The following is an 18,652-nucleotide window of genomic DNA, read 5'->3' on the forward strand; positions in this document are numbered from 1 at the left end:
ACCTGACCACTACACCTGCAGGGCGAGCCACAGGGCGACGGTCGCCGCGACCACGGTGATCGGTGTGGTCACCAGACCCACCACGGTGAACGTGCGCAGGCTCGGCGGCTCGCCCTCCGCGCGAGCCACGCGGCGCCACAACATGATCGCGAGCGACCCGACGTAGGTGAGGTTGGGCCCGAGGTTGACGCCGATCAGCATGGCGAGCAGCGCGCCCACCGGTGCAGCGCCTGTCGTCGACGTCAGTGCGGCGAGCAGCAGCAGCGTCGCGGGCAGGTTGTTGAGCACGTTGGAGGCGACCGCGGCCACCGCGGCGACGGTCAGGAGCGCGAGCAGCGTGGACGACGTCGGCAGGATCTCGGTGACGGCCTCGCCCACCGGACCCCCGGCGAGTCCCGCGACCACCACTCCGAGCGCGAAGACGAACACGCAGAACCAGAGATCGAGTGCACGCACGATCGCGACGGGAGTCGTCTCGGACCGGCGCAGCGCAGGAACGGCGAGCACGATCGCGGCCGCAGCGGCCACCCACACCGGTTCGAGGCCGAGCGACCCACTGATCGCGAAACCCACCAGAGCGCAGCCGATCACGACGAGGGCGAGCGTCGGCGCCGCCACGGACGGACCGTCGTCGTCCGGCGGGTTCTCCACCTCGCGCAGGTCGCCGCGGAACAACCAACGGAACGCCGCGTACTCGAGCGCGATCGCGACGACCCACGGCGCTGCCATCAGCGCGGTGAAGTGCAGGAACGACAGACCGGTGGCCGAGAACACCAGCAGGTTGGTCAGATTCGAGACCGGCAGCAGCGTGGAGGCCGAGTTCGACAGGTGTGCCACGGCATACGACGCCGGCCGTGGCGACATCCCGGCGCGGCGGGCGGCGGCGATGACGACCGGGGTGAGCAGGACGACCGTCGCGTCGAGACTGAGCACTGCCGTGGTGAGGGACGCGGTGACGAACACGAGCATCAGGAGCCGCGTGGGGGAGGATCGCGACCGGGCGTGCAGGACGGACGCGATCCACGTGAACACACCGTGCGCGTCGGCGAGGTGAGCGAGAGCCAGGATCGCCGCGAGGAACGCCACCGTGGGGGCGAGCTCCGCCGTCTCCTCGAGTGCGTCGCTCGTCGACACGACTCCGAGCAGGATCGCCAGTGCCGCGGCCGGAACGGCGATGGTGGCCTCGGGGAGTCCGCGAGGGCGAGCGATGGCGAAGACCAGGACGGCAGCCACCAGCAGCGCGGCCACGACGGTCCGCGCGGTGGAATCGGTGATCACGCGAGGATCTTGCGCAGCGTGCGGAGGTTTCGCGTGGTCGTCGTCGACTTGTAGGACGCGCGCGCACTGGCCTTGCCGACGACACTGGACAGGGTGTCACCGCGCACGACCTCCCAGAACAGGACGTGATGCGGCCCGAGTGTCGACCTCTCGACGACGGGGTCGGCCGTCTCGCCGATCGCCGCGAGATCGGTGGTGGACACACCGTCCGTCGAGAAGATCACGTACGGGTGGCGTACCGCCTCGTCGGTCTCCCACGGGAATGCGGCGACGATCTCGGCGAGCTGCTCCACGGTCACGACCACCACCCACGCCTCGTAGCCGAAGGCCTGCCGCAGGACGCCCTCCACGTCGGAGCGCACCACGGCCGGGTCCTGCGTCGTCGCGGTGAGCACCACGTTGCCCGACGCGAGAACGGTGCGCACCGCGGTGTATCCGGCGTCCTCCAGCGACGACCGCAGGGCCGCCATGGAGATGCGGATGCCGCCGACGTTGATGCCGCGCAGGAGGACGACGAAGGTCATGCGCGTGACTCTAGATCCCCGGTCCGACCGTCCGTCCGCTCGGCACACCCACCCCCCGCGAGTACGTCCGAACTGTCGTGATCGGGGCTCGCCCAGCGACGGTTCGGACGTACTCGCGGGGGTCGGAGCGTGGGTGGGACGGGGGTGGCGGAGCGGCTACCATGACGGGGCGGACGAGTTGGCCGGGCGGCCGCGGCACGGAGAACTGACGACCGGCGTCGTCAAGCTTCGAGCCGAGGAAAGTCCGGACTCCACAGAGCAGGGCGGTTGCCAACAGCAACCCGAGGCGACTCGCGGGACAGTGCCACAGAGAAGAGACCGCCGACCGGTCCTCGGATCGGTCGGTCAGGGTGAAACGGTGCGGTAAGAGCGCACCAGCACCCCGGGTGACCGGGGTGGCTCGGTAAACCCCGCCCGGAGCAAGATCGAAGGTCGCACCGCCGTTCGCGGTGGTGCGTCTGCGCAGGTGTCCGAGGGCTGCTCGCCCGAGCCTGCGGGTTGATCGCTCGAGGTACCCGGCGACGGTGTGCCCAGATGGATGGTCGCCACCCGGGATTCGTCCCGGGGACAGGATCCGGCTTACACGCCGACTCGTCCGCGCACACGACCAGCACGGACCGCTGCGTCGGAGGGCGGACTAGAACATACGTTCGATGTCCTCTACAGTGAGTATCGGCGGGCCGGCGGTAGGAAACTACGGGAAGCGTCGGCCCGCCGCCACGTATCGAGTCCTCCTGAACGACGAAAGGCCCCGTCCTCGATGAGGGCGGAGCCGTTCGTGAGCAGAGTGGATCAGATGGGGTCGACCACCAGCAGGGTGGCCCAGTACGTCGCGGCGTCATGGCCCATCAGCGGCAACAGTTGATCGAAGAGAAGGGTCGACATGTCGTACTCCTATCGGGTGCGTGGTCCGGCTCCGGTCCGGCGTGTGTACCCGGACATGCGAGAAGTGTAACGCGGCCGCAGGTCCCGCGGTGTGTGCGGTCGGCGCGTCGCCGACCGTGAATCACGGGGCCGCAGAACGCGAAGTCTGTTCCGTCGGGGCAGATCTGGGGCACACTGTCGATCATGAGTGACGACGACGATCAGTGGTACTTCCGCATCAGCGACAAGGCTGTCGTGCAGGGTAAGGAGGCCGGTGCGATGGACCGCATGGGCCCCTACCCAGACAAGGCCACCGCCGAGCGCGCCCTCGAGATCGCCGCGGAGCGCAACAAGGCCGCGGACGACGCCGACGACACCTGGTCTTCGTGACCGCATCGGCGCGCTCGTGACCGCGTCGGTATCGAGGCGGGCCGTTGCGCCTCGGGTCGACGGAGTCGACTTCTCGGCCGTGCGCGCCGAGTTCGACCTGCCGACCGGGTACCCGCCCGACGCGGTCCCGGTGGCGGACTCTCGTCCGACGCGGCGCGACGCGACCGACCTCGAGTTCGTGACCATCGACCCGCCCGGGTCGATGGATCTGGACCAGGCACTCGTCGTCCACCGCACCGACGCGGGTTTCCGCCTGTACTACGCCATCGCCGACGTCGGTGCGGTCGTCGCGCCGGGAAGCGTGCTGGACGAGGAGGTGCGCCGCCGTGGACAGACGCTCTACCTCCCGGACGACAGCGTGCCGCTGCACCCTCGGCAGATGTCCGAGGACGCGTCGTCCCTCCTGCCGGACCGGGTACGGCCGGCCGCGCTGTGGACCATCGACACCGACCCCGCGGGGACGGCGACGTCCTGGCACGTCGAGCCCGCGACGGTGCGCTCACGGCAACGGTTCACCTACGCCGAGGTGCAGTCGGCCGTCGACTCCGGGACCGTGCATCCGTCGCTGACGGCGCTGCAGGATCTCGGTCGGGCGCGGCGGGCCCTCGCGGTCGAGCGCGGAGCCATCGAGCTCGCGCTGCCCGAACAGGAGGTCGTCGCCGACGGTTCCGACCGCGGCGGATGGCGCCTCGAGATCGCGCCGCGCACCGAGGCCGACGCGTGGAACGCCGAGATGTCCCTGCTCACCGGAATGTGCGCCGCCGCGATCATGCTCGAGGCGAAGGTCGGCATCCTGCGCACTCTCCCGCCGCCGGGCGCGTCGGACGTCGAGGCACTGCGGGCGGTGGTGCGGGCACTGGGCCTGCAGTGGCCGACCGGTGCCTCGCCCGGCCAGGTTCTCGCCGGCCTGGACCCGGCGGCTCCCACGACTCTCGCCGTGATGACCGAGGCGACCACGCTGTTGCGCGGTGCCGCGTACGTCGCCTTCGACGGTGAGACACCCGAGGAGCCGGACCATTCCGGGATCGGTGGCCCGTACGCCCACGTCACCGCGCCGCTACGTCGGCGCGTCGACAGGTACGCCACCGAGGTGTGTCTCGCTCACTGTGCCGGAACCGCTGTCCCCGACTGGGTGCTCGCCGAGTTCGCAGAGCTGCCCGACGCGATGCGGCGCAGCGATTCGCTGGCGTCGAAGGTGGACCGTGCGTGTATCGACCTCGTCGAGGCCAGGGTGCTGGCGGACCGCGTCGGCGACACCGTCTCGGCGGTCGTGCTGCGCGGACGAACCGACAAGCGGCCCGCCGAGGTCTTCGTTCCCGAGTACACCGTCGTCGGCCGGTGTTCGGGAGACCCGGCCGAGGGCACGACCGTCACCGTGCGGGTGGGGCCGGTGGACGTCGCGACCCGGCGAGTGGAGTTCTCGGTCGGGTAGGCCGGAGGCCGGTCGTCGGTGGTCGGGTAGGCCGGAGGCCGGTCGTCGGGTAGGCCGCTCAGGTTGTCAGCCGAGCGAGGCTGCGCGGCGCCGCAGCTTCGTCCACGCGCGGGGGAGCGGCTCCAGCGCGTCCGCGCTGTCGTGTCCCTCGTTCGCGTACAGGACACCGAAGGTGAAGGTGTCCTCGCCTCGCTCGGCCGCGGAGGCGGCTTCGGTCAGGATCGTGGCGCGCGACACCGCACTGTCCTGGACGTCGCCGAGGACGGACTGCACCTTCTTCGCTGCCTTCGCGACGTCGGCGGCCGTCGTGCGTACTGCTCCGTCCGAGAGTGCGCCCGCCGCTGCCTCGGCCGCGTAGCGCAGCTTCTTGGCGTTCTTGCGCACGTCGTGCAGAGCCTCGGCACGCTCGTCGCCGGTGAGCGCGGCCGCGTGAGCCTCGGCTCGGGCGATCGTGCGGTACTGGCCGCGAAGCACCTTCCGGAAGACCTTGTCCGCGCGGCCGTCCGACGGACCGACGGTGGGTGCTGCCAGTAGTGCATCGAGCGCGTCGAGCAGGGCGAAGTAGCGCTCGCCGCTCAACTCCCGCACGATCTCCTCGTGCGCGAGCGTGTACAGCCGCCTCTGGGTGCCGACGAGGGTCTCGACCACGGGACCGCGCACAGCGTCTGACGGCAGCGCCGCGAGCGCCGCGTCGTAACGGGCCGCCAGCACCTCGGCGTCACGAGCGGTGCCGAGAATGTCGGCGAGCCAGGACAGTTCGCCACGGACCGCGTCGACGGACGGTCGGTCGAGCAGATCGCGGTAGGACCGCAGCACGCTGCGCAGCCGCCGCGTGGCGACGCGCATGGCGTGCACCGCGTCGTCGGCGTTCTCCCGCACGCGCGGATCCGCCGCGAGGAGAGCGGACACGTCGGTGGCCAGGGCGGCGAGCAGCGCGGACCCGGCGGTGCCGTCGGGGGTGGCATCACCGGTGCGCAGATTCGCCAGGCGGGATCCGAGTGCCCGAGCGAGCTTGGACGGTGAGGAGCCGGGGTCGGCGCCGTGGGAGAGCAGGTACGTGCTCACCTTCTCCAAGGTTCGGCGGTCACCGTCGAGCAGCTCCACCTCCCATTCGCGCCACCGAACGGTGGTGTCGTCCAACAAGTTCCGAGCGGTGACGGTGTCGTCGCACAGCTCCGCGGCGGTCTCGTGCCTCTTCGTGGCCACGACGGTGACGATGCGGCGGGTCTCGATGCTCGCGACGGGCACGAGCGGTTTGCCTCGCACGTGCGCCGTCACACGATCGGCGACCTCGGCCGGCACGCGAGCGGTGTTGCCGCCCGCGGACAGCGGGCTCCGCAGCTCGAGACGCTCGTCGGACGAGACGGGCATCTTGATGTGCCATCCCGCGTCGGAGCTTCCGGTCCGTCGACGCACCGTGATGCGTCGACGCGCCAGATCGAGATCCGGGGTGTCGAAGTACGTGGAGACCGGGTGTGTCAGCTCCGGCGCGGACGCGGACACGATCGACTTCGCCCCCGTGAGCTCGGGAACCGGCGTGTCCATGCCGACGTCGAACTTGGCCTCGATCTCCGTGTGCGCATCCGCACCACCTGAACTCATGGTGACATCTTTACCACCTGCAGGTGAACGGCCGGTTCGTCAGCGGCGGAAGGAGTCCGTCGCCTCGACGAGGTGATGGATGATTCCCGGTTCCGCGGCGGAGTGCCCGGCGTCGTCGACGATGTGGAGTGTCGACGACGGCCAGGATCGATGCAGATCCCAGGCGCTCGTGGCCGGGCACACCACGTCGTAACGGCCCTGCACGATGACACCGGGGATGTGGGCGATGGAGTCCATGTTCGCCAGCAACTGATTCTGTTCCAGGAACCCCTGGTGCACGAAGTAGTGATTCTCGATGCGCGAGAACGCGAGTGCGAACCGCGCCTCGGAGTTCTGCTCCACGCGTTCCGGTTTCGGGAGCAGGGTGCTGGTGGCGCCCTCCCACGTGGACCAGGCGACCGCCGCGTTCAGCGCGGTCTCCGGGTCGGACGAATGAAGGAGTCGGTGGTAGATCTCCACGGGGTCGCCGTCGCGCTCCGCCGCCGGGATCGGGGCGAGAAACTTCTCCCACAGTTCTGGGAAGAGGTGTCCCGCGCCGCCGCGGTAGTACCAGTCGATCTCCGACTCACGCAGCAGGAAGATGCCGCGCAGCACCAGTGACGTGACGCGGTGCGGGTGCGCCTGGGCGTACGCGAGCGACAACGTCGATCCCCACGACCCGCCGAACACCGACCACGTGTCGATGCCGAGATGCTCACGCAGGACCTCCATGTCGGCGATGGAGTGTCCGGTGGTGTTGACGGAGAGATCGGCGCCGTCGGCGACGTGCGGCGTGGACCGACCGCACCCGCGCTGGTCGAACAGCACGATCCGGTAGGCCTCGGGATCGAAGTAGCGACGCTGATCGGGACCCGTGCCGCCGCCCGGTCCGCCGTGCACGAACACCACCGGAGTGCCGTCGGGGTTGCCGCTGACCTCGAAGTGGAGGTGCTGACCGTCGCCGACATCGAGCATCCCCGAGTCGTGCGGGTCGAGTTCGGGGTAGAGGGACCGGCGCGCCGTCATCGTCACAGCCCCACGAGGCCCGACGCGAGATCGGGAATCTCGAGGATGTCGACGACCTGGCTCCGGACGTCGGAGCACGCGTCGGTCGCGGCCGTGTCGACGATCCCGCGGTTCTGGATCACTGCGGCGTTCAGTCCATAGCGTGCCGCCCACGTCTGCACCAGGATGTTCAGGCCGCCGCGGCCCACGGTCGGGCCCTGCACGCGCCAGTTCGACAGCTGTGCCTCGAGGTCGGTGCACAGCGACTGAGCCTGATCCTCGGACACCGTCGGGGTGGCCGCAGCCGCCGACGTGGTCGTCGTGGGAGCGGCCGTCGTCGACGCAGTGGTGGTGTCCGTCCCGCCTGCGCACGACGTCAGGGTCACGGTCGCTGCTGCCAGAACACCCGCCGCGGCGAGTCCATGTCGCATCATCATGGCCCCGAGTGTGCCACCCGGGTGCTTCCCCGACCGGCTCGCCCGCGTCGCTCGCCAGGGGTCGCAGTCCTAGAAGCTGTGCTCCTGCGCGGGGAAGGCCCCCGACCGCACCTCGGCGGCGTAGGTCGACGCCGCGGCGCGCAGCTGGTCGCCGACGTCGCCGAAACGCTTGACGAACTTGGCGGTGCGACCGCTGGTGAAACCGGCCATGTCCTGCCAGACGAGAACCTGGGCGTCGCACTCCGGACCGGCACCGATGCCGACGGTGGGGATCGTCAGCTTGCGCGTCACCTGGCCGGCGAGATCGGCGGGCACCATCTCCATGACGACGGCGAAGGCGCCGGCCTCCTGGACGGCGATGGCGTCGGCCACGAGCTGCTCGGACGCGTCGCCGCGGCCCTGCACGCGAAAACCACCGAGTCCGTTGACGCTCTGCGGGGTGAAGCCGATGTGCGCCATCACGGGGATACCGGCGGCGGTGATGGCGGCGATCTGCGGGGCGACACGCTCGCCGCCCTCGAGCTTGACCGCGTTGGCCTGGCCCTCGCGCATGAAGCGGACTGCGGTCTCGACGGCCTGCTGCGGAGAGATCTCGTAGGTGCCGAACGGCAGGTCGGCGACCACGAGTGCGTTGGGGGCACCACGGACCACGCCGCGGACCAGGGGGATGAGCTCCGCGATGTCGATGTGCACCGTGGTGTCGTAGCCGTAGACGACGTTGGCGGCCGAGTCGCCCACGAGCAGGACAGGGATGCCGGCCTCCTCGAAGATGCGCGCGCTCGAGTAGTCGTAGGCGGTGAGCATGCTCCAGCGGTCGCCGGAGGCCTTCATCGCCTGCAGGTGGTGGGTGCGGGTCTTGCGGCCCGTGGGTGCGGATCCGTACAGCGGGGTCTCAGCAGCAGACATCGAGCGTCCCTTTCGTCCTCGAGGCCCGCTCGGCGGGTCCCCGGGTAGAGGTGATGACGCGTTCAGTCTGCCACCGCCGGGTTCCGCGGCACGAGTGCGCTTGGTCACACACCACGCCGTGCCACCATCGAGAGGTGTCCTCCCGTCGCGCGTCCGTCCGTCTCGCCGTCTTCCTCTCGGTTCTCGCGGTGTTGGCCGCGGCGTGCGGCTCCGATGTCGGCGGCACTCCCACCGACGACGAGGGTGGGTCCGTGCCCGTCACGACGACGGAGACGCGTGCCGATCAGCCGTCGACGCTGGACGCCTTTCGGGCGCAGCGTGTCACGTGGGGATCGTGCGAGGGATTCGTGACCGACGGGTCCGAGTTGGACCCGAGCCTGCAGTGCGGCCGGGTGACCGTGCCGATCGACTACGACGATCCGGCCGGGCCCACCGCCTCACTGGCGTTGTCCCGGTCGGCGGCGACGGGGGAGAAGGTGGGCTCGATGCTCGTCAACCCCGGCGGACCCGGCGCGTCGGGCCTCTCGACTGCGACGGTGGCGCGGGGTACCGCCGTCGAATCGTCGTTCGACGTCATCGGATTCGACCCTCGGGGCATCGGTGCGTCGGTGCCGGCGGTGCGCTGCGACACTCCGCGGGAGTTCGACGCCGAGCGTGCGGACAACGACGTGGACACCTCGCCCGCCGGAATCGCCGAGACCGAGAAGGAGAATCAGGACTACGCCGCGCGGTGCGCCGAGCGCAACGATCCGGTGTTGCTCGAACACCTCACGTCGGCCGACGTCGCGCGGGACATGGACGTCGTCCGGTCGGTGCTCGGCGACGATCAGCTGACGTATCTCGGATTTTCGTACGGGACGCGGCTGGGCTACACCTACGCCGAACTCTTCCCCGAGAACGTGCGCGCGATGGTGCTCGACGGCGCTCTCGACCCCGCTGCGAACGCGGCCGACGAGGTGGTCGCCCAGGGCGCAGGCTTCCAGTCGGTGTTCGACGCCTTCGCGGCCGACTGCGCGGGACGGTCCGACTGTCCACTCGGTACCGACCCGGCGGGAGCCGTGCGTTCCTTCCGGGCCCTGGTCGATCCGTTGGTGGACCGGCCCGCGAGCACCGAGCTCACCGGGCCGGAGGGTGCCCGCTCGCTGAGCTACGACGACGCCGTGACCGGAGTGCAGCAGGCGCTCTACAGCACCGAACTGTGGGGACCGTTGCGGCGCGGACTGACTCAGCTGGAGAACGGTCAGGGCGACATCCTGCTCTCGCTCGCCGATCTCTACAACGGGCGCCTGAGCGACGGCACGTACAGCAACACCAACGACGCGTTCACCGCCGTGCGGTGCGTCGACGATCCGCGGGTGACCGACCGGGCGGAGGAGGGCGCGCTCGACGCCCGGTTCCGCGCCGCCGCGCCGTTCCTGGACGACGGCCGGGGCAACGGCACCGCGCCGCTCGAGCCGTGCGCCTTCTGGCCGGTCCCCTCGGCGGCCGACCCGGGGCCGGTCTCGATACCGGGACTCGCACCGACCGTGGTGGTCTCGACCACCGACGATCCCGCAACCCCGTACGAGGCCGGGGTCGCTCTGGCCGCGCAGCTGGGCTCGTCGCTGATCACCTACGAGGGGAATCAGCACACCGCCTCGTTCGCCGGGATCGCCTGCATCGACGACGCCGTGTCCGCCTACCTTGTCGACCTGACGCCTCCACCAGCAGGTCTGCGCTGCTGAGCCGTGACCTCACAGTCGTCGCCACCGCGCTGTGAGGTCCAGAAAGTGCGACCGGTTTCACGATGTAACACGGATTTAATGCAACGTGCCTAGCCTGACGGTCATGGATCGCCAAAAGGAATTCGTGCTTCGCACTCTGGAGGAGCGCGACATCCGGTTCGTCCGTCTGTGGTTCACGGACGTGCTCGGCTACCTCAAGTCCGTGGCCATCGCTCCGGCCGAACTCGAGGGCGCGTTCGAGGAGGGCATCGGCTTCGACGGCTCGGCGATCGAGGGCTTCTCGCGAGTCTCCGAGGCCGACACCGTGGCCAAGCCCGACCCCACGACGTTCCAGATCCTGCCCTGGACCACCAGCAAGGGCGAGCAGCACTCCGCCCGCATGTTCTGCGACATCGCGATGCCCGACGGGTCGCCGTCCTGGGCCGATTCCCGGCACGTGCTGCGTCGCCAGCTCTCCAAGGCCGCAGACCTCGGATTCAGCTGCTACGTGCATCCCGAGATCGAGTTCTTCCTGTGCAAGGAACTGCCCGACGACGGTCGGCCCCCCGTCCCCGCGGACAACGGCGGCTACTTCGACCAGGCCGTCCACGACGAGGCGCCGAACTTCCGGCGTCACGCCATCGACGCCCTCGAGTCCATGGGCATCTCGGTGGAGTTCAGCCACCACGAGGCCGCGCCCGGTCAGCAGGAGATCGACCTGCGCTACGCCGACGCCCTGTCCATGGCCGACAACGTGATGACCTTCCGCTACCTCGTCAAGGAGGTCGCGATCGACGAGGGCGTGCGTGCGACGTTCATGCCCAAGCCGTTCAGCGATCAGGCCGGCTCGGCCATGCACACGCACATGAGTCTGTTCGAGGGCGAGACCAACGCCTTCCACAACCCGGACGACCCCATGCAGTTGTCCGAGACCGGCAAGGCCTTCATCGCGGGCATCCTCGAGCACGCCAACGAGATCAGCGCGGTCACCAACCAGTGGGTCAACTCCTACAAGCGTCTGATCCACGGCGGCGAGGCCCCCACTGCGGCGTCCTGGGGTCCGTCGAATCGCTCTGCGCTGGTACGCGTTCCGATGTACACGCCGAACAAGGCGTCGTCTCGCCGCGTCGAGATCCGCAGCCCCGACTCGGCGTGCAACCCGTACCTCACCTTCGCCGTGCTGCTCGCGGCCGGACTGCGCGGTGTGGAGAAGGGGTACACGCTGCCGCCCGAGGCCGAGGAGGACGTGTGGTCGTTGACCTCCGCCGAACGCCGCGCCATGGGCTACCGGGAGCTGCCCAGCAGCCTCAACGAGGCGCTCGCCGCCATGGAGGGCTCCGAGCTGGTGGCCGAGGCGCTCGGCGAGCACGTCTTCGACTACTTCCTGCGCAACAAGCGTCGTGAGTGGGAGTCGTACCGTTCGCACGTGACGCCATTCGAGCTCAAGACCTACCTGGGTCTGTAGCGACTGCGCGATTGTCGACTGGACGGGGCTGTCGAGTAACGTCGACACGCCATGAACATGTCGGAATGCACCACCGTCCCGAGATTCGTCGACCCGCGGTTCGTCCACCCGACGTTCGCTGACGCCGACCCGGCGGTCGACTCGTACACCGTGGTGGAGGCTCGCCCGTGATTCCGCCCAGTTCCCGTTCCACCGTGCCCAGCCCCGGACGGCTCGGTCTCGTCGAGGCGTCGGCCCCGGCGAACCTGTCGCTGCTGGGCTGGACCGACGAGGACAGCACCGAGCTGCTGTGGTCGCTGTCGCGCTCGCCCGACGCCGATCTCGCGCTGCGCACCCTCGCGCGCCTCGCCGAGGATCTCGGTGACAACTGGTCCGACCTCGACGCCCGCCTGCGCACCGACAAGAGTCTGCGCGGCCGCATGTTCGCTCTCGCCGGATCGTCCAGCGCTCTCGGTGACCACCTGGTGTCCGAGCCGGAGAAGTGGCGCCTGCTCACCACCTGCACGGAGTCGTTGCCCACGGCCGACGAGCTGCGCGACTCGATGCTCGCGAGCGTCGGTGCCGTCGCGGAGACGGGCGACGACGCCCTCGGTCAGGTGTTCCGGGCCGAGCTGACCGGACCCAAGGCCATCATCGCGCTGCGTACGGCGTACCGCGACCACCTCATGATCCTGGCCGCCGCCGATCTCGCGGCGACCGTGGAGAACGAGCCCGTCGTGCCCTACGAGGTGGTCGGTCGTCAGCTGTCCGATCTCGCGGACGCGGCGCTCACCGCGGCACTGTCGGTGGCCGTCACCGTCACGTTCCCCGACGGGCCCTGCTCGGTCCGACTCGCGGTCATCGCGATGGGCAAGTGCGGTGCGCAGGAACTGAACTACGTGAGCGACGTCGATGTCGTCTTCGTCGCCGAACCCTCCAACTCCCTCGCCACCCGCATGGCCGGCGAGATGATGCGCATCGGCTCGTCCGCCTTCTTCGAGGTCGACGCCGCACTGCGTCCCGAGGGCAAGCAGGGCGAACTGGTCCGCACTCTCGACTCGCACCTGGCGTACTACCAGCGGTGGGCGAAGACCTGGGAGTTCCAGGCGTTGCTCAAGGCGCGCGCCATGACCGGTGACGCCGAGCTGGGCCAGGCCTACGTCGACGCGGTGACGCCGATGGTGTGGGTGGCCAGTGAGCGCGAGGACTTCGTCCCCGAGGTGCAGGCGATGCGCCGCCGCGTCGAGGAGATGGTGCCGGCCGAGCTGCGCGAGCGCGAGATCAAGCTGGGGCGCGGCAGCCTGCGTGACGTCGAGTTCGCCGTCCAGCTGCTGCAACTCGTGCACGGACGAGCCGACGACTCCCTCCACGAACGCGGTACCGTCGCCGCGCTGTCCGCTCTCGCCACCGGCGGCTACATCGGGCGTGACGACGCGGCAAACCTCACCGCGTCCTACGAGTTCCTCCGCCTCATCGAGCACCGGCTGCAGCTGCAGAAGCTGCAGCGCACGCACCTCCTGCCGCCGGACGACGACGACGAGGCGATGCGCTGGCTCGCCCGCGCCGCCCACATGCGTCCCGACGGCAACCACGACGCGACCGGCGTTCTGCGCCAGGAGATCCGTCGCAACGCGCAGCGGATCCGGCGGTTGCACGCTCGGCTGTTCTATCGCCCTCTGCTCGAATCGGTGGCCCGGCTGGACAGCGACTCGCTGCGCCTCAGTTCGGATTCCGCGATCCGGCAGCTCTCGGCGCTCGGCTACTCGGCTCCACAGAACGCGCTCGGACACCTGAGCGCACTCGTCGGCATGGGTGCGCGCAAGGGTCGCATCCAGTCCCTGCTGCTGCCGACGCTGCTCGAATGGCTGGGCGACACACCGGATCCCGATGCGGGCCTGCTGGCCTACCGACGGCTGTCCGAGGAGGTCGCCGAGCAGTCCTGGTTCCTGCGGCTGGTCCGCGACGAGGGCCCGGTGGCGCAGCGCCTGATGCAGGTGCTCGGGTCGTCGGAGTACCTGCGCGGTGTGTTGGTCAACGCGCCGGAGGTCATCCGGCTCTTCGCCGACGGATCGACCGGCCCCAAACTGCTCGACGTCGATCCCACCGAGACGTACGGCGCCATCCTGAAGTCCCCTGCGCGCTACGACGATCCGGTACGCGCGGTCGCGGCGGCGCGGTCCCTGCGTCGCTACGAACTGGCGCGGGTCGCTTCGGCGGACATCCTCGGACTGCTCGAGGTCCCCGAGGTGTGCCGGGCGCTGTCCTCGGTGTGGGCAGCGGTCATCAACGCCGCCCTGGACGCGGCGGTCCGTGCGTCCGTCGCCGAGCGCGGCGGCACCGCTCCCGCGTCGATCGCCATCATCGGCATGGGTCGACTCGGTGGTGGTGAACTGGGCTACGGGTCCGACGCCGACGTGTTGTTCGTGTGCGAGCCGGCCGAGGGCGCCGACGACAGCGACGCCGTCAAGTGGGCCAACGCCATCGCCGATCGTGTCCGCAAGCTCCTGGGTTCGCCGAGCCAGGACCCGCCGCTGGAGGTGGACACCGGACTGCGTCCCGAGGGGCGCAACGGGCCTGTCGTGCGCACACTCTCGGCGTACGACGCGTACTACTCGCAGTGGGCGCAGCCGTGGGAGGTGCAGGCCCTGCTCCGCGCCCACCAGGTCGCCGGCGATCAGGACCTGGGAATCCGGTTCCTGCTCATGGCCGACCGCATCCGGTACCCCGAGGGCGGAGTCTCCGAGGACGCCGTCCGCGAGATCCGGCGCATCAAGGCCCGGGTCGACGCGGAGCGACTGCCCAAGGGAGCCGACCCGAAGACGCACACCAAGCTGGGGCGCGGGGGACTGGCCGACGTCGAGTGGACCGTGCAGTTGCTGCAACTGCGTCACGCCCACCGTATTCCGGCGCTGCACAACACGTCGACCCTGGAGTGCCTCGACGCGATCGGCGCCGCGGAGCTCATGAGCCCTGGCGACGTCGACCTCCTGCGCCAGGCGTGGCTCACGGCCACGAAGGCCCGTAACGCGCTGGTCCTGGTGCGCGGCAAGCCGACCGATCAGTTGCCGGCTCCCGGCAAGGTGCTGTCGGCCGTCGCGCAGGTGGCCGGCTGGCCCAGTGGCGACGCGGGGGAGTTCCTCGACAACTACCTGCGCGTCACCCGTCGGGCCAAGGCCGTGGTGGAACGCGCGTTCGGTTCCTGACCCGTACCGGTTCTGCACAGAGAACGACCCCGCTCGGCCGACTGTGCCGGGCGGGGTCGTCTTCTGTGCAGTATGTGTACCTCGGTGTCAGTCGGCCCCGGCGGTGACGAAACCCTGCTGCACCATCCAGTCACGCGCCACCTCGGCGGGTTCCCGGCCGTCGACGTCGACCTGCTTGTTCAGCTCGGTGATGGCGTCGATGGTGAGCGCCGCGGACACCGGCGCGGTGATCTCCGCGATCTCCGGGTAGCGGTCGGCGATCTCCTGACGCAGGTTCACCGTCGCGTTGTAGCGCGGGAAGAACAGCTTGTCGTCCTCGACGACCACCAGGTCGAGGCCCTTGATGCGGCCGTCGGTGGTGAACACCTCGCCGAACTTGCACTGCGAGCCGTCCGCCGTCGCCTGGTAGATGATGCCCGTCTGCAGGATCTGGCGGTTCACCGCGTTCGCGTCGAAGCCGTACGCCGCCGCCATGCCGGGGAAACCGTCCTGGCGGGAGTTGAACTCGGTCTCCACGCACACCGCCGCGGCGGCGGGATCACGCTGCACCAGGGCGGCGTAGTCGGACAGCGTCTTCACGCCGGTCTCCTGCGCCGTCTGCTGGTTCATCGCGAGTGCGTACGTGTTGTCCATCGGAGCCGGGTTGACCCAGACGATGCCGTTCGCCTTGTCCGCGTCGCGCACCGCGTCGTACTGCTCTGTCGCGTCGGGAATGGGAGTCTCGTTGCCGAGGTAGTTGATCCAGCCGGTGCCGGTGTACTCGTAGGTGACGTCGACCTGGCCGCTGATCATGGCCTGCCGCGTGCTGTTGGATCCCGAGATGTTGGTCAGGTCGCGGACGTTCGCCCCCGCCGCCTCGAGCGCGAACTCCAGGATGTAGCCGAGGATGATCTGCTCGGTGAAGTCCTTGGAACCAACGGTGAGCTCGGCGCCTTCGAGACCCGGCTGCGCCGTGATGCTTCCGGGTTCGACGGCCAGGGGCACCGCGCTGCCGGACTGCAGCCCGCAGCTGGTGAGGGCGAGGGTGGAGACCGCGCACAGTGTGATCAGGGTACGGCGCATCAGCGCAGTCCTTTCGGTCCGAGGAAGGCCTCGGCGAGAGCGCCCAACCAGTCGACGAGCAACGCCAACGCCACCGCGAGCACGGCGCCCACGACGAGGATGAGCGGCTGATTGAGCTTGTACCCGGTGTCGATGAGCACGCCGAGGCCGCCGGCGCCGACGAGGAAGCTCAGCGTGGCGGTACCGACCGCCAGCACGAGAGAGGTGCGCAGGCCGGCGAGGATGTACGGCACCGCGAGTGGGAACTCGATGCGCCACAGGATGCCGGAGCCCGACATGCCCTGTCCGCGTGCGGCATCGATATAACTGGCGTCCACCTGCTGGAACCCCAGCATGGTGTTCCGCAGCACCGGGAGCAGCGAGTAGAACGCGATGGGCAGAACACCGACCCAGAACCCGGTGCTGCCGGTCGCCAGGAACAACAGCACCAGCAGGCCGACGGCAGGTGCAGCCTGGCCGATGTTCGCGATACCGATGAAGACGGGAGCGAGCCGTCGATAGCCGTTGCGAGTGAGGATGATTCCGAGGGGCACCGCGATCAGCACGACGAGTGCCGTCACGACGAACGTGATCAGGACGTGCTCGAGAACGCGCTGGGAGATCGTGGCGACGTTGATCGTCGCCGCCTGCGTCGCCGTGAGATCACGCGTGAGGGCGTAGACCAGCGTGACCACCACGAGGACGAGAACCAGTGCGGGCTGGACGACCAGACGGATCCGTTCGGCTCGCCGCGCTGCCCTGGCCGCGGACTTCGCATCGCCCTCTGCGTCGGCGGGATCGTCGACGACGGACGCCTCGACCGACGCCGTCACGACGACGCGCCCGAGACGGACGCCGCGCCCGCGTCGACCACGTCGTCGTGGTCGTGCGCGTGCTGCGAACGGATGGTCTTGATGGTGTCGATCAGTGCCTCGATGGTGACGGTGCCGACGTACTCGCCGCGCTTGCCCGTCACGGTCGCCGTCGCGTTGCCCTCGGCGAGCAGGGCCTCGAGCGCGTCCTGCAGCGTGGACTGGATCGACACGAGCTCACCGATCGGCACACCGACGTCGCGGAGGCTGCCCACGCCGGCGAGGTGACGACGGTCGGTCCACCGGATGGGCCGCTTGCGGGAGTCGAGGATGAGACCCCACGCCTCCGGATCGGTGCCGAGCGCCCGGTTCATCGTCTCGACCGGCTCGTCCTCACCGAAGGCAGGAACATCGCTGAGCTCGATGTCACGCACACGCATGAGGGTGAGCTGCTTGAGAGCCGCACCGGCGCCGACGAAGCCGGCCACCGTCTCGTCGGCGGGATTGGCCAGCACGGCCTCGGGGGTGTCGTACTGCAGGATGCGGGACTGGTTGCCCAGGACGGCGATCCGGTCGCCCAGCTTGACGGCCTCGTCGAAGTCGTGTGTCACGAAGACGATGGTCTTGCCCAGCTCGGCCTGCAGGCGCATCAGCTCGTCCTGCAGGAGGCCGCGGGTGATGGGGTCGACGGCACCGAACGGCTCGTCCATCAACAGCACCGGGGGGTCGGCCGCCAGAGCGCGGGCCACACCCACGCGCTGCTGCTGCCCACCGGAGAGCTGGCGCGGGTAGCGCTCGCGGTACTGGCCCGGATCGAGTCCGACCAGATCGAGCATCTCGTCGGTGCGGTCGGAGATCTTCTTCTTGTTCCACCCGATGAGCCCGGGGACCATGCCGACGTTCTGCGCGATCGTCATGTGCGGGAACAGGCCGGCCTGCTGGATCGAGTAGCCGATGGTGCGTCGCAGCTCGTTCGGATCGATGGACAGCGCGTCCTTGCCGCCGATCGTGATCCGGCCGGACGTGGGCTCGATGAGGCGGTTGATCATCCGCATCGTCGTCGTCTTGCCGCAGCCCGACGGTCCCACCAACACGACGACCTCACCCGCGGGGATGGTGAGCGACACGTGGTCGACCGCGGCGGCCTTCTGGTTGGGGTAGGACTTCGTCACGTCCTCGAGGACGATCTCTGCTCCGGTGGTGGTGCGAGTCGTGTCAGTCACGGATACCCCTCGAGGTGGTGAGTTTGCCGATCAGGACGTAGATCCCGTCGAGGATCAGCGCCAGGATGACGATCAGGACGGTGCCGGTGAGGGCCTGGGGAACTGCGGTGGGGCTGCCGACGCGGGCGAGGCCGGAGAACAGGAGATTGCCGAGGCCGGGGCCCTTGGCGTACGCGGCGATGGCGAGAATGCCCATCGCCATCTGGGTGCTGACGCGCATCCCCGTGAGAATCGACGGCCACGCGAGAGGAATCTCGATGCGACGCAACACGGTGGCTCGGCTCATGCCGATACCGCGTGCCGCATCGCTGACCGCCGGATTCACCGCGTCGAGTCCGACCACAGTGTTCCGGATGATCGGCAGCAACGAGTACAGCACCAGCGCGGTGACGGTCGGCTTGACGCCGAGACCGAGAATGGGAATCAGCAGTCCCAGCAGCGCGAACGACGGGATGGTGAGCACCGTGCTCGCGAGAGCGGTGGCGACGGCGGAGCCGGCGGGACTGCGGTAGACGAGAACTCCGATGGCGACACCCAGGATGGTCGCGATGACGACACACTGGACGACGGCGGAGACGTGAAGATAGGAATCGATCGCGAGCTGCCTTCGGCGGCCGACGATGAAGTCCCACAGAGCATCCATCAGGTGCAGATCCTTCGCTCGGCAACAGGAGAGACGCGACTGTGGTGGTGCCACGACGTCCGGCGGCCGGGTGGATCGTCACCCGGAACACAGCGGACACCCGTGTCTACCCCGAAAGTTCAGAGTTCAATCCAGCTTTCGGTCGAGTCGTGTCCGCATCGTTCCC

The 18,652-nt window shown here is 69.3% G+C and carries 15 protein-coding genes and 1 other RNA gene; 6 read left to right on the forward strand and 10 right to left on the reverse strand.

All coding sequences use genetic code 11. The features are described from left to right. Nucleotides 1–9 precede the first annotated feature (9 nt). Entirely contained in the window at nucleotides 10–1,275 is a 1,266-nt protein-coding gene (locus J4E04_RS07930; RefSeq protein ID WP_373425278.1) for an SLC13 family permease, read from the reverse strand. Then, a complete protein-coding gene (locus tag J4E04_RS07935) occupies nucleotides 1,275–1,802 on the reverse strand; it encodes a DUF1697 domain-containing protein (RefSeq protein WP_222638389.1) in 528 nt (175 codons plus the stop codon). Before J4E04_RS07935 ends, J4E04_RS07930 begins: the two co-directional genes overlap by 1 nt. Before the next feature lie 174 nt (nucleotides 1,803–1,976). On the opposite strand from J4E04_RS07935, the gene rnpB reads away from it, so the two are divergent. The 3 genes from rnpB (at nucleotide 1,977) to J4E04_RS07950 (ending at nucleotide 4,488) form a co-directional block, all read left to right on the forward strand. Then, nucleotides 1,977–2,400, forward strand: an RNA gene (gene rnpB, locus J4E04_RS07940) — RNase P RNA component class A. 470 nt (nucleotides 2,401–2,870) lie between these two features. Then, on the forward strand, nucleotides 2,871–3,056 hold the full coding sequence (locus J4E04_RS07945) for a hypothetical protein (RefSeq protein WP_056445692.1): 186 nt from the start codon (nucleotides 2,871–2,873) through the stop codon (nucleotides 3,054–3,056). Nucleotides 3,057–3,072: 16 nt separating this feature from the next. Next, on the forward strand, nucleotides 3,073–4,488 hold the full coding sequence (locus J4E04_RS07950; RefSeq protein ID WP_328812619.1) for an RNB domain-containing ribonuclease: 1,416 nt from the start codon (nucleotides 3,073–3,075) through the stop codon (nucleotides 4,486–4,488). A gap of 66 nt (nucleotides 4,489–4,554) precedes the next feature. On the opposite strand, the gene J4E04_RS07955 is transcribed toward J4E04_RS07950, so the two are convergent. The 4 genes from J4E04_RS07955 to panB all read right to left on the reverse strand — a co-directional run bounded on the left by J4E04_RS07955 (nucleotide 4,555) and on the right by panB (nucleotide 8,417). Further along, nucleotides 4,555–6,090, reverse strand: a complete 1,536-nt coding sequence (locus tag J4E04_RS07955) for a CYTH and CHAD domain-containing protein (RefSeq protein ID WP_490150317.1) — start codon at nucleotides 6,088–6,090, stop codon at nucleotides 4,555–4,557. Nucleotides 6,091–6,129: 39 nt separating this feature from the next. Further along, nucleotides 6,130–7,095, reverse strand: coding sequence for a prolyl aminopeptidase (gene pip / locus J4E04_RS07960; RefSeq protein ID WP_027505785.1), 966 nt, complete (start codon nucleotides 7,093–7,095; stop codon nucleotides 6,130–6,132). Between the two features lie 2 nt (nucleotides 7,096–7,097). Beyond that, nucleotides 7,098–7,511: a hypothetical protein gene (locus J4E04_RS07965; RefSeq protein WP_308115559.1), complete on the reverse strand. Its 414-nt coding sequence runs from the start codon at nucleotides 7,509–7,511 to the stop codon at nucleotides 7,098–7,100. A gap of 69 nt (nucleotides 7,512–7,580) precedes the next feature. Continuing rightward, nucleotides 7,581–8,417, reverse strand: coding sequence for a 3-methyl-2-oxobutanoate hydroxymethyltransferase (gene panB, locus J4E04_RS07970; RefSeq protein WP_027505787.1), 837 nt, complete (start codon nucleotides 8,415–8,417; stop codon nucleotides 7,581–7,583). A gap of 134 nt (nucleotides 8,418–8,551) precedes the next feature. Here panB and J4E04_RS07975 point away from each other — a divergent pair, with 134 nt between their 5' ends. From J4E04_RS07975 to J4E04_RS07985, 3 genes are all read left to right on the forward strand, one after another. Next, nucleotides 8,552–10,141, forward strand: a complete 1,590-nt coding sequence (locus J4E04_RS07975; protein ID WP_490150318.1) for an alpha/beta hydrolase — start codon at nucleotides 8,552–8,554, stop codon at nucleotides 10,139–10,141. Nucleotides 10,142–10,244: 103 nt separating this feature from the next. Then, the gene (gene glnA / locus J4E04_RS07980) at nucleotides 10,245–11,585 is read left to right on the forward strand and encodes a type I glutamate--ammonia ligase (RefSeq protein ID WP_027505789.1); all 1,341 of its coding nucleotides are present in this window, start codon (nucleotides 10,245–10,247) and stop codon (nucleotides 11,583–11,585) included. A 167-nt stretch (nucleotides 11,586–11,752) separates the two neighbouring features. Next, nucleotides 11,753–14,767, forward strand: a complete 3,015-nt coding sequence (locus tag J4E04_RS07985; protein WP_490150319.1) for a bifunctional [glutamine synthetase] adenylyltransferase/[glutamine synthetase]-adenylyl-L-tyrosine phosphorylase — start codon at nucleotides 11,753–11,755, stop codon at nucleotides 14,765–14,767. A gap of 87 nt (nucleotides 14,768–14,854) precedes the next feature. Here J4E04_RS07985 and J4E04_RS07990 read toward each other — a convergent pair whose 3' ends face one another. Genes J4E04_RS07990 through J4E04_RS08005 form a run of 4 tightly spaced genes read right to left on the reverse strand, consistent with a single transcriptional unit; the run spans nucleotide 14,855 to nucleotide 18,486 of the window. Further along, complete coding sequence (locus J4E04_RS07990; protein WP_056445671.1) at nucleotides 14,855–15,829, reverse strand: glycine betaine ABC transporter substrate-binding protein; 975 nt, start codon at nucleotides 15,827–15,829, stop codon at nucleotides 14,855–14,857. Continuing rightward, the gene (locus J4E04_RS07995) at nucleotides 15,829–16,641 is read right to left on the reverse strand and encodes an ABC transporter permease (protein WP_027505792.1); all 813 of its coding nucleotides are present in this window, start codon (nucleotides 16,639–16,641) and stop codon (nucleotides 15,829–15,831) included. Before J4E04_RS07995 ends, J4E04_RS07990 begins: the two co-directional genes overlap by 1 nt. Continuing rightward, the gene (locus J4E04_RS08000; protein WP_056445669.1) at nucleotides 16,638–17,843 is read right to left on the reverse strand and encodes an ABC transporter ATP-binding protein; all 1,206 of its coding nucleotides are present in this window, start codon (nucleotides 17,841–17,843) and stop codon (nucleotides 16,638–16,640) included. Before J4E04_RS08000 ends, J4E04_RS07995 begins: the two co-directional genes overlap by 4 nt. Further along, nucleotides 17,836–18,486 carry an ABC transporter permease gene (locus tag J4E04_RS08005; RefSeq protein WP_027505793.1) on the reverse strand — a complete coding sequence of 217 codons (651 nt, stop codon included), beginning with the start codon at nucleotides 18,484–18,486 and terminating at the stop codon, nucleotides 17,836–17,838. The genes J4E04_RS08000 and J4E04_RS08005 overlap by 8 nt, the downstream gene beginning before the upstream one ends. Nucleotides 18,487–18,652 lie beyond the last annotated feature (166 nt).

The sequence above is a fragment of the Rhodococcus sp. NFXS4 genome, assembly GCF_058139645.1.